Here is a 14,469-nt window from a genome sequence, read left to right on the forward strand (position 1 = left end):
CACTGATACGTAGACAAGCTACACGACTGGACGCCCCGCGGAAGACACCCAACTCGCGACGCCGCTAGTCACAAGGCGGTCGCAAGTTAGAGCCGTCTTGGGCACTCAAGGACCAATGGATATGGAGTTTCGAATCGGGCAAGCCGCCCAAGAACACACGGGCATCCTCGCGGACAGCACCTAAGCGCCGACTGCCAGTCTAAAAATGACAATAAGCAGCCGACGATACAAGTTAACGTCATCAAATGGAATTTCAATGAGCAAGCGCGCGCTAATTACAGGAATCACCGGACAAGATGGATCTTACCTTGCGGAACTATTGCTGCAGAAAGGCTATGAAGTTCACGGAATCAAACGCCGATCCTCGTCCTTCAACACTCAGCGCGTCGATCACATTTATCGTGATCCCCACGATGCAACAAGCAAGTTGCACCTTCACTACGGCGACCTCACAGACTCCAGCAACCTGACGCGTATCGTCGCGGAAGTTCAGCCCGACGAGGTCTACAACCTAGGCGCGCAAAGCCATGTAGCGGTGAGCTTTGAATCACCGGAGTATACCGCGGATGTAGACGCCCTCGGCACCCTCCGGCTGCTGGAAGCCATTCGATTCCTGAAACTATCTGAGAAGACCAGGTTCTATCAAGCCTCAACCTCTGAACTTTTCGGGCTTGTCCAAGAATCCCCCCAACGGGAATCGACTCCATTTTACCCTAGAAGCCCTTATGGCGTAGCAAAACTCTACGCTTACTGGATCACCGTCAATTACCGTGAGAGTTACGGCATGTACGCGTGTAATGGGATCCTGTTCAATCATGAAAGTCCACGTCGCGGCGAGACGTTCGTAACACGCAAGATTACACGCGGCTTGGCAAATATCGCACAAGGCCTTGAGGAGTGTCTCTATATGGGAAACCTCGACTCCCTGCGAGACTGGGGCCATGCCAAGGATTACGTCGAAATGCAGTGGTTGATGCTGCAACAGCAGAAGGCAGTCGACTATGTAATCTCAACGGGCGTTCAATACAGCGTTCGCCATTTCATTGAACTTGCTGCGCTCGAACTGGGTATCACGCTCCAGTTCGTCGGCGAGGGCGATTCGGAAAAAGCCGTCGTTGTCCGGGTAGAGGGCGACCAAGCACCAAACGTGCGTCCTGGAGACACTATCGTGCGCGTTGATCCCCGATATTACCGTCCGGCAGAGGTTGAAACGCTGCTGGGCGACTACGCAAAGGCTGAGCGCGAATTGGGATGGAAGCCGACCACAACTCTGCAGGAAATGGTTTCTGAAATGATTCAGTCGGATTTGCTGGAAGCCAAAGAGAAGCGCTATCTGATTGCATCCGGCATCCGCGATAGCTGACAGGGGGATGTTTAGAGCATCGCTAATTTCAGCAGTTACCGCCATCCTAGTGATGGCGGTCAATTTTCTAGTGAGCGTTGTCACTGCTCGAAGCTTGGGCCCCGAAGGTCGAGGCGCATTCTACTCAGTGCAGGTCTTTGCACTTTTTGTAGCCTCCGCTGCGCAGCTGGGACTCGGACAGGCCATGGTCTATGCAGTGCGCGCGAAAATTATTCAGTTCGGCGCTGCCTATGACCGCTCAAGTGCGTTGACCACTATACTTTCCGTGTGCCTCGCTGCCGCCACATTCCAGGTTTTTCTTTCAGAGGGAGATGTCAGTAAATGGACCGCACTCTGCTACGCGGCAGCGGTTTCTATTACCATCTTTTGCGGCTTCTGCGCCCAGCTGGACAGTTCACTTAAAGCATATAATTTTGCAAGAATCGGATTGCCAGTCTTGGTCCTCCTAGGCCTTTGCGCTGCATCACTAGCTGAAACGCTTAGCCTGAGAGTCGCCATCGACATACAAGCAGCCGCGACGCTAGTTATTGCATGCGGGACATGGCTATACCTCCGGAGGAAATTTCGCAGCAAGTCGTCCGATCCGAGCCTGCATCAGGGGCCGAGTAACGCCAACAGGCAATCACTCATGGGACTTGGATTGAAGTTCCACGTGACGACCATGACTGGAATCATCGCAACGAATGCTGACAAGATCTACCTTATGGCAAGAGCAAGCACTGCAGATCTTGGAATCTACTCGATCGCATTTTCTACATCTCGAATACTGAGCTCACTGTACGAATCGATAGCGACATCGCTGTATTCCCGCTACGGCGGACAACGCGAAACCGGATCAACGGATGTGGTCCTACAAGTTTTCCGTATAACATTCGTCCCGATGTTGATCGCCGCCATCGCAGCTGGATTGGCAGGCCATATTTTCATACCAATTATTTTCGGTCAGCGCTTCGTTGGAGCTACGCTACCCTTTTCAATCCTGCTAATTGAAGCGACACTGTCAGGATCTAGTTGGATGCTGGCCCAAAAATTCAATATTGATGGAAAACCCGGACTGGTTGCCGTAAGGCAAGTTGCGTCAGTCATACCGATGCTGGCAGCTTTACCACTCCTGCCGCAAAAGAACTTGATAATTTGGCTATCACTTGTGATGACACTATCCGGTGCAATCAGACTATTTTTAACCGCGCTCTTCATGATTAAGATGGAAAAAATTCTACTACGTCAATTGGTCCCAACCATCAGTGACGCGCACTTTGTGCTTGGTATGTTTGGCAGGAAAGGGAGTTCCGAGTGAAGCAGGGCAGAGGTTTGATTCCGCACGACCAGGTAATGGCAGAACTCAAGGAAAGACTGTCGAGAGTCGCCAGCGTCATTAACAGCAAGGCGATTCACTTTGTGGACATACCAGTTCACGGTAATGTCGGCGACATCCTAATCATGTCTGGAACGTTGAAGTTTCTGAGTGACTATAATATTCGAAGAGTTCAGACGTCCGCGTACTTTAATTATTCCCCGGCTTGGGCCGAGGTTGACGTGCCCATCGTGTTTCAGGGAGGAGGCAACCTGGGAGACCTTTACGATGGCCCCCAAGAAATACGCGAGAGAATCATTTCTCGATGTCTGACAAACAGAATTGTGATCCTTCCCCAGACAATTCACTTCTCAAGCCCTGAAAAGTATGAGGCTTGCTGCGCTCTATTCTCCAAACATCCTGATCTTCACATATTCGTTCGAGACACTAAATCTGCGAATCTGGCGAGGAGAATGACGCCCAACGTCTATCTTTCACCTGATATGGCACATCAGCTTTGGCCAATGAAGACTGCGAAGCGTCCGCAATTTGACCAGCTTGCCTTTAAACGAACTGACGGCGAGCGTAGCAACTCCGCGAGGGTCGATGAATCGCACTCTATCGACTGGCCAGCTCTTATTGGATGGCATGGCACAGCTGTCAGGATTTATGCAAGGCTTGGAAAGCTATCGCTGCTACGCAAATCCAAGTTCGCCGCTAATATACACAGCGAGATTTGGTGCCGTTACGCCAAATATCTAGAGTCTCTCTCTGCGTCGCACTTCAGTCGATACAAGAAAGTTGAAACCGACAGACTCCACGGCCATATCCTGAGCTCACTATTGGGAATTGAGAATGTCGTCGGCGACAACTCCTATGGCAAGAATGGCGGATATATCTGTTGCTGGACTCGCTCTAGCAATTGTGTAACCCTGGCTGAGCATACAGAGCATGGCAAAGACTAATTCACAGATGGACGGAAGATCGCTGTTATGGACCTTCTGTCTCCTGCTAGTGTTGACTTCCATGGCCATCCATCAGCTGCGTTACGCGATGTACCTCATCCCGTTCGCAGCCCTGCTTGCAGTCATCTCTACCCAAAAAATCAGAGTTCCCGCCCCTGTATTACCCTTTCTTGCATACGCTTCTGCCGCTGCCCTCACAATACCATTTGGCGGAGAGCTAGGATTCAAGGACTTTTATTTCGTATTTTCCGGAATCGCGATTTCTCTTGCCTTCGCGAACCCCATTGAGTTCAGCTGGATCAAAGTTCTCCTACCGGTTGTATTTACCTCTAGTATCATCGGGGCTATCACCCTTCGCGGGTGGCACGGCCTTGAATTCGACCTACTCGACTCTTCCTCTTCTCTCGAGAGCACTGGCTCTTTTGTTTGCGGACTATTTGCCGTCGTAGCACTGGCACGATCTCGATGGATGATCTTCATCGTCGCAACAATTGCATCGGTCCTTCTTCTGAAGCGCGCGGCCCTCCTTGGTATTGCGGTATGCGTTCCATTCGCCCTGTTACCTGAGCGGAAGGCAAAGAAGCTACTGTCCAGCCCGATCATGGTACTCGTGAACCTTGTAGCTGTTGCGTTTGCAGTAAAATACGCTGTCGGCGATCTCGATGCCGCAATCACCGCATTAACGGGAAAGTCTGCCAACGAGGTTGGCCTAGGCAGGCAGCTCCTTCAGTCGGAAGCGGCACACAGCATCGTTGGAAGTAGCCACTACATTTTCTACGGAAACGGCGTTGGGACAGCCTACGCCACTTTTCTTGGAAAGTTCGGGCAGGGAGACGCAAACATGCACTCCGATGCTCTCAAGATGATTTATGAGCTCGGGCTTGTATTTTTCCTTACCTTCATATGGCTCGGGTACCGTGCAAAGTCACTAGAAGCAAAAATGCTGTTTCTATATAGCAACTTGATATTCTACTTTGACAACACAATTATCTATTCATTCTATCTATTCTTCCTGCTTTCAATGCAAATGCTTGACCAGGACGACAGAGAGCCGAAACAAGGAAGCCACGTGCCATGCAGCCAGTAGTCTCAGTTGTCATGCCTGCGTACAATGCAGAGAAAACAATTGAGGAGGCCGTTGTCTCCATCCTCAATCAAGACCTGCGCGAAATTGAGCTGATCGTAGTGGATGATGGATCTACGGACCAGACAGGACTCGTCCTTGATCGTTTGCAGGCTGACAGCAGACTTAGAGTATTAACGCAGAAGAACGCGGGCGTGGTCGCTGCCCTCAATGCCGGAATTGCCGTTGCAGCTGGAACATTCATTGCTCGCGCGGATGCTGACGACTATTACAGCCCCAGTCGACTGAGCCTCCAGCGCTCGGTGCTTGACGCCGACCCTCGCGTTTCCCTGGTCTATACAGACTTTTTCAAAGTATATCCCGATGGAACACTCACGCCATCCACAACTCCTGATAACCATGACGATGCGATGACCTCGCTATTTAAAGGCAACTTCGTAATGCACAGCAGCGTCATGTTCCGACGAAAGGACTTCATCCAGGCAGGCGGTTATCGACCTGAGTGGAAACACATTGAAGATTGGGAGCTTTGGTTCAGACTTACTCTTCTTGGCAAAATGGCCAGAGTTGGCGATGGAGTTTCTTTCCTTCGCGTCCACGACGGAAGCGTGTCCGCAAAGCATGAGATTTTCCAGGCAAAAGCTGGATTGAAATTGAGATGGAGCCTGATCCAGTCTCAGCGATACCCTGTTTCAAGTATGATCCATATGATTCGCCCGGCACTGAAAGTCTTCGTGGGCAAGCATGCGCTGTCCGTGGCTCGCAAAGTGCTCGGGAGGAAACGCTATCAATGAGATACATTATTTGTGATTGGGCTGCAAACCGAGGAAATCCCAAGGGCCGCTTGATATTGCTCAGCTTTCGAGCTGTCAATCTGATCAGTCGTATGCCCAAGGCCATCAGGCTCCCTCTACTTCCAGTCGTTGCTGCCTACAGAGTTGCGGTCGAATGGATGCTGGGCGTTGAAATTCCATGGAAAACAAGGATTGGTCCTGGCGCGTCGCTCTACCACGGGGTTGGCTTGGTCATCAATGATCGAGCGATTATTGGTCGCAATGTGGTATTGAGGCACTGCACTACAATTGGCGTTCGCGTTACAAGCTCGAGCTTCGATGGCATCGCCCCAGTTATTGGGGACAATGTAGACATCGGATCAAATGCAACAATTATTGGGCCAATTAAGATAGGGAACAATGTATCGATAGGCGCTGGGAGCGTCGTTATTACAGACGTTCCTGACGACTGCATCGCCGTTGGAAATCCCGCCCGGATAATCAATCGCCGGACAAGCTGAAGATGAGAGTTCTCATTGTCCACAACTATTATCAGCAGGCCGGCGGCGAAGATTCCGTGGTCAGGAACGAAGCGGAGCTGCTTCGTGCGAACGGCCATGAAGTGAAGCTTTACGCTGTCTCCAACCACTCAATCCGAGGGTTCGCATCGAAGATTGTTGCAACGTTGAATGCAATCTTCTCCATTCCCTCATACCTCAGGATACGTAGAGAGATATCTGAGTTTCGTCCTGATGTAGTTCACGTCCACAACTTCTTCCCACTTATTTCGCCATCCGTATTTTATGCCTGCCGAGCGAAGAAGGTACGATCGGTTTTCACTCTTCACAATTACCGAATTGTATGTCCGACTGCGACATTGTACTTTGATGGCAAAGTGACCGAGAGGAGCATAGACGAGGGCCCTTGGTGGACCGTGGCTCGTCGCGTGTATCGGAACTCGCTCATCGGAACTTTTTCAATTGCCGCCAGCGTCTCACTGCATCGGCGACTGGGTACGTGGGACAGGGTTGATCAGTTCATTGCGCTCACCGAGTTTGCAAAGAGCCTCTTTTCGAGAGCAGGGATACCAAGCTCCAAGATTAGAGTGAAGTCCAACTTCTCTCATCTTGAAATTGAAGAGTTCCCCGAGCAGGGAGTTCGTGATGGTTATCTTTTCGTGGGTCGACTTACTGAAGACAAGGGAATACACGTGTTGCTCGAAGCGGCACGTTCCGCTGACGTAGCTGTGACAGTCATTGGTGATGGCCCGCTATCGGACATCGCTTCAGGCAACAAGCACATTAATTTCTTGGGCAAGCGAGATTCTTCGATAATCAGGTCTGAGATGAGGAAAGCCAAAGCGCTTATCGTTCCCAGCCTGTGGTACGAAGGCTTTCCGATGGTCATCGCCGAAGCGTATTCACAGGGCCTTCCCGTCTTTGCTAGTGATATCGGTGCTCTTAGCGAGTTGATAGAGCCAGAAATAACGGGCGAGCTATTTAGTCCGGGGAGCCCTGATGAGCTCGCCGCTCTGTTGACCAGCTATAGAAACTCTGAGCATCGAATAGCGCGGATGAGTTCCGGCGCGCGCAGCCGTTATCTGAACTCCTACTCTCCGGAAGTAAGTCTTCGAACCCTTTTGTCCGCCTACAACTCCGAGCAGCCCCTCTAAATTGCATGGACAGCATCCATAGTGAATAACCCCTCTACTACTATCGACGTTATCGGCGCACCGATCACTCGCGTCAGCTGGGAGCAGTCCCTACACCGTATTCACGCTTGGAGCATGCGTCGAGACAGCAGGGTAGTCTGCATCTGCAACGCCCACTCCGTCGTTACAGCACGTCAGGACAAGGAGTTCGCAGCAGCCGTGAACTCTGCCGACATGGCAACGCCCGATGGTGCGCCGGTGGCCTGGCTCATGAGACGTCTTGGGGCTTCCGGACAGCAACGCATCAATGGTCCCGACCTGATGCTCAAGTACTGCGAGGCCGCCGCCAAGCGTGGCGAATCCATCTACCTCTATGGCGGTGCTGAGACGACCTTGGGCATTCTTCGCGACCAGCTGCCCAAGCGATTCCCTGGCCTGGTCATTGCCGGTTCCCACTCACCGCCCTTCCGCGCACTCAGCGAAGAAGAGGATGCTGCCATCGTGCGCGACATCAATGACTCTGGTGCCGGGACAATCTGGGTCAGCCTCGGCTGTCCGAAGCAGGAGAAGTGGATGGCGGCGCACCGTGGCCGCATCAATGGTGTGATGATCGGTGTCGGGGCGGCATTCGACTACCATGCGGGTGTTATCTCCCGGGCCCCCCTCTGGATGCAGAACAATGGCCTCGAATGGCTGCACAGGCTTGCGAGCGAGCCTCGTCGGCTTTGGAAGCGCTACTTCGTCACCAACACCCTCTTCATTTGGCACGCTGCGCGCCAGCTCATGACGGCGCAGTCGAAATGACCCACTTGACCGAGCTTCCACCACGGCACCTGAGTGCAGCTGACTTCAAGGCCGTGGTTCGGGACACGCCTCTCGTGTCGATCGATCTTCTGGTCATGGATCAGCGGCAACGTATGCTTGTGGGGTTGCGTACCAATGACCCTGCACGCGGATTCTGGTTTGCTCCGGGTGGTCGCATCCGCAAAGGCGAGAACTTCAACCAGGCCTTCCGCAGGCTGACTGAGGCTGAGCTCGGGCAATCGCTGGATATCAGCGAAGCCACCTTCGTTGGAGCGTATGAGCACTTCTACGCCGAAGACTTTACCGGCGCATCGGATGCAGGCACGCACTACGTGGTGTTGGCGTACTCCATCAGCGTGGATCCCGCGGGAATGGCTCTGCCGGAGGAACAGCATGCTGAGTACCGTTGGGTAACAGCAGAAGATGCTTTGTCCGATGCCTCGATCCACCCCAATACCCAAGCATACGCCCGCAAATAGAAAGGGCCAGCGAACGCTGGCCCTTCCATCCAGAACCTTAGGCGGCGCGCAGGCGCCCTTGATTGTCGAGGAACCAGCGATACGTCTGTTCGACGCCTTCCCGAAGCTCAATCGAAGCCTTCCAGCCCAATTCATTCAACCGTGAGACGTCCAGCAGCTTGCGCGGGGTGCCATCGGGCTTGCTGGTGTCATTGCGGATCTCGCCCTTGAAACCTGTGACGTCCTTCACCAGCTCCGCAAGCTCGCGAATGCTGATGTCATCACCGACACCAACATTGACGATGTCCGAGCCTTCGTAGGTCTCAGTCAGATAGACCGTTGCGGCTGCCATGTCGTCTACATGGAGGAACTCACGGCGTGGCGTCCCCGTACCCCACATGACGACCTCGCTGTCACCACGCTCAGCGGCTTCATGGAACTTCCGCAGAAGCGCCGGAAGCACATGCGAGTTCTGCAGATCGAAGTTGTCGCCCGGCCCATAAAGATTGGTCGGCATCAGGCTGATCGCGTTGAATCCATACTGCTTGCGATAAGCCTGGCACATCTTGATGCCCGCAATCTTTGCGATCGCATACCACTCGTTCGTAGGCTCCAGGCCTCCGGTCAGCAGCGAATCCTCGCGGATGGGCTGCTCGGCGAACTTGGGGTAGATGCACGACGAACCCAGGAAAGTCAGCTTCTTGGCGCCATGGCGGTATGCCGCGTCGATCACGTTGTTCTGGATCTGCAGGTTCTCAAACAAGAATTCGGCAGGGTACGCATCGTTTGCATGGATGCCGCCTACCTTGGCCGCAGCCAGGATGACGATGGCCGGCTTCTCGGCCTCGAAGAGCGCTTCGACCGACGCGCGATCCCTGAGATCGACGCGCTCGCGCCCTGCTAGCAAGAGGTTGTCATATCCCAACGCCTGCAAACGGCGCACCACAGCACCACCCACCAGCCCCCGGTGTCCTGCGACAAAAATCTTATCGTGCTTGTCCATGCCCTTTCCGTTCAACTGCTGAGTCATGGGTCAAATTTTAGCAGACGGCCTCAACCCCATCCGGGCAGTCCAGCCTTGATGACGGGTGGGTTGAGATTTATCCGGGGAAACCAGATAGAATGCCCTCCTCACGGCCCCTTCCGGGTGTCTTGATGCTCGTCCCGGCAGGTTCCGAGGGCGAGGCTGTATACAACGCGCCCGTAGCTCAGCCGGATAGAGTAGTGGCTTCCGAAGCCATTGGTCGGGGGTTCGAATCCCTCCGGGCGCGCCATCTTCCCCTGCTCCCGTCTGCCCTTGCAGACCCGCCTCCCAGCAGGATGCCCCCAGCAACACCCCGGCTCCCAGAGCGTGACCGCCAAGCGCTTCAGCCGGCGGCACAGCGCCATGGCCGATCGACAGCGAGCCTCCGCGCGCGCCAGTCACTCAAGCCCATGCAGCGCCCGCACCTCAGAGTCCCTCTCGACCAGATACATGTTGAACAACTGCGTCGCATCCCGCGACCAGCTCCCCTCCAGCCAGCGCTACGTCCACCTGGGGCAGCTTCCGCTCCAGGTAGTGGGTACGTCTGCCATCGCCCGAGAAGTGTCCATCCAGCAGCTGCCAGCGCGCGCTCCCCCCCCGAGCAGCGGCTTACCATCGCAATAGACGTTGCTGTCATCAACGGCGTACAGCGGGTCCTCCGGGATTGTTTGCAGCAGCTCGCCACGCAGGCAGTGCTTTATGCACCGGCCGCAGTATTGCGCCTGTCCCGCCAGTAACCACCGCGCTGGCGGAAGCTGTCGCGGTCGATCGCGGGCAGGCGGGTCCTGGCGTGGTAGACGGCGGGCGCATCGCGCGCGACGAAATAGTGTGCGGGGATGAACTCGAAACTGGCCGCGTCGGCCTTGCGCAGCAGCCGGCCCTGGTGGAAGACCTGGCCTTTGTGGATATGCCAGAATTCGATGCCGTAGGGGCCGACGAATCGCTGGTCAGGAAGTTCGCCGATCTTCTGCCATGGCATGGTCTGGGGCTCCGCCAGTGGTGGGGTCGCTAGTTCAATGCGGTCGGCGGGAAAAACAGCCGAGCGTTGGCTCGGCTCTACAGGTGCCAATGCACCGATGCAGACGGCAACGCCGAGCATGCGCGGCGTTGCCGTTGATGTGCAGATCAGTACTTCCCGTCGAACGCAAAAATCGGCTTGCGCTGCTTCCACGCACCTGCAGTGAAGTCCGGGAACTCCAGCGTCTGGAAACTATTGGCGATCGACTGCTCGCTCAGCGGCGTGATCGCACTCCAGGTCACCGCATCGTAGATGTCGATCGGCATCGGCGCCTTGGCCTTCAGCGCTTCCACGAAGGCATGGATGACGAACCAGTCCATGCCACCATGCCCTGCACTCGCGGCGGTGTCGGCGTTCTGCTTCCACAGCGGGTGCTCGTACTCGTCCTGGTACTTCTTGAACTCTTCCCACTGGTGCGGCGGGCTGCGGCCTTCGATGTGGATTGAATGGTTCACGTCCATCCACAGGCCCTTGGTGCCCTGCACGCGGAAGCCCATCGAATACGGGCGCGGCAGCGAAGTGTCGTGCTGCAGCAGGATGGTCTCGCCATTCTCGCAGGCCAGCGTGGTGGTCACGATGTCGCCCAGCTTGAACTTCACCTTGGTGCTGGGGTGGGTGGTGCCACCACTCTTGGCCACGGTGTATTCGTGCAGGCCGCGTGCCTTGGTCGCGAACGCGTTGATGTGGGTGAAGCGGTTGCCACGGTTGATGCCGGTGTACATCGCGCACGGGCCGATGCCGTGGCTGGGGTACAGCTCGCCGTTGCGCTCCACCGAATGCTCGGTGCGCCAGCGTGCTTCGCTCCAGCCCTTGGGGCCGAATTCCACGCCACTGTCATAGGGCTGGTTCGGGTCGCCGGAATTGAACTTCACGCCGCGCAGGTCGTGCTGGTAACCGGCCTGCAGGTGCACCAGTTCGCCAAACAGGCCCTGGCGCACCATCTGCAGCGCGGCCATCACGTCGCGGCGGTAGCAGACATTCTCCAGCAGCATGTACGGGGTACCGGTACTCAGCTGGGTCTTCAGCACGTCCCAGTGGTCCTGCAGGGTGATGCCGGCCACCACTTCGCAGCCCACGGCCACGCCGGCCTGCATCGCGGCAATCGCCATCGGCGCGTGGTATTCCCACGGCGTGGCGATGATCACGCCATCGATGCCCTTCTGTTCCAGCAGGCGCTTCCAGGCGTTGCTGTCACGGTCCTGGCCGTAGGTCTTCGGGGCCGGCTTGCCGGCCTTGGCCACCATGTCCATGGCGCGGCCGAGCATGATCGGCTCGATGTCGCACAGCGCGACCACCTCGACGTCGTCGCGACGCACCAGCTCCTTCAGCAGCACCAGCCCGCGCATGCCGGTACCGATCATGGCCAGGCGCACCTTGCGCCCGCGTGCCCATGCCGGGGTCTGCGGCAGCAGGCTGCTGGCGGCGACAGCGGCACTGGCCGCGATGAATTCCCTACGCTTCATGGCAAACATCTCTCCTCTTGGCAGCGAGCCGGCCGTAGCCGGCTCGCCGGGTCACGCAAACGGAATTACTTGAAACGGTAGCCGATGGTCACACTGTAACCACGGCCGAAGATGGTCGCGTAGTCACTGGAGTCACCCAGGAAGCTGTTCGGATCGTAGAACGGCAGGCGGTTGAACAGGTTCTTGACGGTGAAGCTCAGGTTCCAGGCATCATCCGGGCGCCAGGTGACACTCATGTTGGCGGTCCACCACGACGGCGCACCGTCGCACTTGCTCTTCTGCAGGGCCAGGTAGCCGCCGGTGCAGGTTTCCTTGTTGTTGCTCACCTCATCAACCTGGTCGGTGGCCCACTTGGTGCCGCCCACGTAGTTGACGAACATGCTGGTGGTGACCTGCTTGTAGGTCCAGTCGGCATTGAGCGTGGCACGCAGGCGCGGGTTGTTGTAGTAGCCCACCACGTCGCCGTAGTACCAGCCGTTGGCTTCATCCATGTAGAAGCGGTTGCGGTTGGCGATGGTGGCGGCCAGACCGATGTTCAGGTTGCCCCAGTCACCCAGCGAGAAGCGGCTGCGTGCATCGATGTCGAAGCCGTCGATCAGCGTCTTGCCACGGTTCTTGTACTGGCCCACCACGCTGGCCACGTTGCCGGCGGAGTAGCCCGGCAGCACCGACGGGCAGCTCACGCCACTGGCCGGGTCGGCACACATCGCCGCCAGCTGCGCCAGGTTGGCGCGGTCACTGTCGGTGATCGGCGAGCGCGACGAGGAGATGATGTCTTCCATGCGGCGGTAGTCCGGCGCGACGATTTCATTGTCGCGGTAGATGAACCAGTAGTCGGCCGACACCGACAGCCAGGTGGCCGGCTCGTAGACGAAGCCGAGGGTGGCGATCTTGGCCTTCTCCGGCTTCAGATCCTTGTTCGGCTGGGTCATGCGCGCCACGGTGCGGCTGCAATCGACGTTCAGCAGGTTCTTGCCCAGGTCGACATCGCCCGGACGCTGCGAGCGCAGCAGCAGGTTGGCGATGGCGTTGGTCTCGTTGCAGCGCAGCTCGTCGCGGTAGCCACCCAGCTGCGCGAACACGCCGCCGTTGCCGGATTCGGCCAGGCTCGGTGCACGGAAACCGGTCGAGTAGGTACCGCGCAGCATCAGCTGGTCGAACGCCTGGTACTTGAAGCCGATCTTCGGCGCGACGTTGGCGCTGAAGTTCGGGTACTTGTCCACGCGCACCGCCGCATCCAGTTCCAGCTTGTCGGTGATCGGTGCCACGGTCTCGGCAAACAGCGCGTAGGTGTTGCGCTTGCCGTCGAACCAGGAACCACCCTGCTGGGAGATCAGGCCGTTGGCTGCATCCGCGTTGCCCGGGGTGTAGAAGGTTTCGCGGCTGGCGTTGAAGCCGAACGCGGCGCGCATTTCACCGGCCGGCAGCTGGAACAGCGGGCCTTCGATCTTGCCGTCCAAGGTGTGCAGACGGGTCCACGACTGGATGTCGAAGGTCGGGAACGCTTCACGGATCAATGCGGCGTTGGCTTCGCTGATCTCACCGAACTTGTATGCCGGGTGGTCGGAGATGGTCACGCGGCCGGTGGTCGGATCGACCGAGTACGGGCCGAACGCCTTCTCGAAGCCCTTGATGTTGACGTTGATCGTCTGGTACGTGGTGGAGTGGGTGCCGGCACTGGCGAAGGCGGTCTCCCAGTTCCAGTCACCCCGGTTGCCACGCGCACCGGCCAGCACGCGGTAGCTCTTGTCGGTATTGCGCTGGCCAAAGTAGTTCGGGCCGGCATCCTGCAGCAGGTAGTTCAGGCCGACCACGCCGCCCATCATGGCCTTCATCTGCGGGCTGGCGTGGTTGTACTCGTTGTTCGGGCCCAGGAACGGGTACAGGAACTGGTTGACGGTGTTGCCGGTGTTGCGCGAGAACCAGCTGGTCGGGTTGCCGGTGGTGGTGCCGTAGGTGCGCGGCGTGCCGCCGTTGGCGCGCAGGTCGATGTCGGTGTAGGTCGCCTCGGCGAAGATCTCGGTGCTGTCACCCACCAGGAAAGTGCCGTTGAGGTAGGCGGTATTGCGCTCGGACTTGGCGCCGGCATCGATCTCGTTGTTCATCCAGGTTTCCCAGACGCAACGCGGACCGGCCGCTTCACTGGTCAGCACGTTCTTGCAGCCCGGCGCGGCTTCCTGCACGCGGCGGCCGGTGACCGGATCGAAGGCGAAGTAAGTGCCCGGATTGAATTCACCCGGCTTGCTGCCCACGCCCAGGCGCAGGTTGTTGAGGTAGTTCGGATTGTTGACGTAGTACTGGTCGGGCCGCTTGTCGTAGAAATCGCTCAGCGGAATCGCGTCGCGGCGGTACATGTTGACCGCACCGTAGATGTTGAAGCGGTTCTCGGCCAGGTCACCGAAGCCGGCGGTGATGCTGGCCTGGCGCTCGCCGTAGGAGTCGATGCGCGAGGAGGTGTCGTTGGTGAAGCTGACCTCGGCGCCCTGGAAGTTGCGCTTGGTGATCACGTTGATCACGCCGGCCACCGCGTCGGTGCCGTACACCGCCGAAGCGCCGTCGGTCAGCACTTCCA

13 protein-coding genes and 1 tRNA gene are annotated in these 14,469 nt (G+C 57.0%); 10 read left to right on the forward strand and 4 right to left on the reverse strand.

All coding sequences use genetic code 11. The annotated features are described in order from the left end of the window. Window positions 1-256: 256 nt before the first annotated feature. The 9 genes from gmd to ARC63_RS15700 all read left to right on the forward strand — a co-directional run bounded on the left by gmd (window position 257) and on the right by ARC63_RS15700 (window position 8,413). On the forward strand, window positions 257-1,363 hold the full coding sequence (gene gmd / locus ARC63_RS15675; protein ID WP_057503766.1) for a GDP-mannose 4,6-dehydratase: 1,107 nt from the start codon (window positions 257-259) through the stop codon (window positions 1,361-1,363). Window positions 1,364-1,370: 7 nt separating this feature from the next. Further along, on the forward strand, window positions 1,371-2,660 hold the full coding sequence (locus ARC63_RS22915; protein WP_082587890.1) for a lipopolysaccharide biosynthesis protein: 1,290 nt from the start codon (window positions 1,371-1,373) through the stop codon (window positions 2,658-2,660). A gap of 35 nt (window positions 2,661-2,695) precedes the next feature. Beyond that, on the forward strand, window positions 2,696-3,622 hold the full coding sequence (locus ARC63_RS22920; protein WP_139042436.1) for a polysaccharide pyruvyl transferase family protein: 927 nt from the start codon (window positions 2,696-2,698) through the stop codon (window positions 3,620-3,622). Beyond that, on the forward strand, window positions 3,609-4,709 hold the full coding sequence (locus tag ARC63_RS15680; RefSeq protein ID WP_139042437.1) for a hypothetical protein: 1,101 nt from the start codon (window positions 3,609-3,611) through the stop codon (window positions 4,707-4,709). The genes ARC63_RS22920 and ARC63_RS15680 overlap by 14 nt, the downstream gene beginning before the upstream one ends. Then, window positions 4,697-5,500, forward strand: coding sequence for a glycosyltransferase family 2 protein (locus tag ARC63_RS15685; RefSeq protein WP_082587892.1), 804 nt, complete (start codon window positions 4,697-4,699; stop codon window positions 5,498-5,500). Before ARC63_RS15680 ends, ARC63_RS15685 begins: the two co-directional genes overlap by 13 nt. Before the next feature lie 158 nt (window positions 5,501-5,658). Then, complete coding sequence (locus ARC63_RS23960) at window positions 5,659-6,000, forward strand: serine O-acetyltransferase (RefSeq protein WP_425513181.1); 342 nt, start codon at window positions 5,659-5,661, stop codon at window positions 5,998-6,000. Window positions 6,001-6,002: 2 nt separating this feature from the next. Next, the gene (locus tag ARC63_RS15690) at window positions 6,003-7,151 is read left to right on the forward strand and encodes a glycosyltransferase (RefSeq protein ID WP_057503769.1); all 1,149 of its coding nucleotides are present in this window, start codon (window positions 6,003-6,005) and stop codon (window positions 7,149-7,151) included. Window positions 7,152-7,349: 198 nt separating this feature from the next. Further along, window positions 7,350-7,934: a WecB/TagA/CpsF family glycosyltransferase gene (locus ARC63_RS15695; protein WP_197656695.1), complete on the forward strand. Its 585-nt coding sequence runs from the start codon at window positions 7,350-7,352 to the stop codon at window positions 7,932-7,934. Next, the gene (locus ARC63_RS15700) at window positions 7,931-8,413 is read left to right on the forward strand and encodes a GDP-mannose mannosyl hydrolase (RefSeq protein WP_057503771.1); all 483 of its coding nucleotides are present in this window, start codon (window positions 7,931-7,933) and stop codon (window positions 8,411-8,413) included. Before ARC63_RS15695 ends, ARC63_RS15700 begins: the two co-directional genes overlap by 4 nt. A gap of 37 nt (window positions 8,414-8,450) precedes the next feature. Here the strand turns inward: ARC63_RS15700 and fcl are convergent, their stop codons facing one another. Further along, window positions 8,451-9,395, reverse strand: a complete 945-nt coding sequence (gene fcl, locus ARC63_RS15705) for a GDP-L-fucose synthase (RefSeq protein ID WP_049454049.1) — start codon at window positions 9,393-9,395, stop codon at window positions 8,451-8,453. A 194-nt stretch (window positions 9,396-9,589) separates the two neighbouring features. On the opposite strand from fcl, the gene ARC63_RS15710 reads away from it, so the two are divergent. Continuing rightward, window positions 9,590-9,666, forward strand: a tRNA-Arg gene (locus tag ARC63_RS15710). Between the two features lie 447 nt (window positions 9,667-10,113). On the opposite strand, the gene ARC63_RS22930 is transcribed toward ARC63_RS15710, so the two are convergent. From ARC63_RS22930 to ARC63_RS15725, 3 genes are all read right to left on the reverse strand, one after another. Continuing rightward, window positions 10,114-10,515 carry a hypothetical protein gene (locus ARC63_RS22930; protein ID WP_139042438.1) on the reverse strand — a complete coding sequence of 134 codons (402 nt, stop codon included), beginning with the start codon at window positions 10,513-10,515 and terminating at the stop codon, window positions 10,114-10,116. Window positions 10,516-10,541: 26 nt separating this feature from the next. Next, window positions 10,542-11,897 (reverse strand): Gfo/Idh/MocA family protein, encoded by a 1,356-nt coding sequence (locus tag ARC63_RS15720; protein ID WP_053443851.1) that lies wholly within the window; start codon window positions 11,895-11,897, stop codon window positions 10,542-10,544. Between the two features lie 65 nt (window positions 11,898-11,962). After that, window positions 11,963-14,469 (reverse strand): TonB-dependent receptor domain-containing protein (locus ARC63_RS15725; RefSeq protein ID WP_057503774.1); only part of this gene is annotated, 2,507 nt, incomplete at its 5' end.

Origin of the sequence: Stenotrophomonas geniculata ATCC 19374 = JCM 13324 (assembly GCF_001431625.1) — a bacterium.
Classification (GTDB): domain Bacteria; phylum Pseudomonadota; class Gammaproteobacteria; order Xanthomonadales; family Xanthomonadaceae; genus Stenotrophomonas; species Stenotrophomonas geniculata.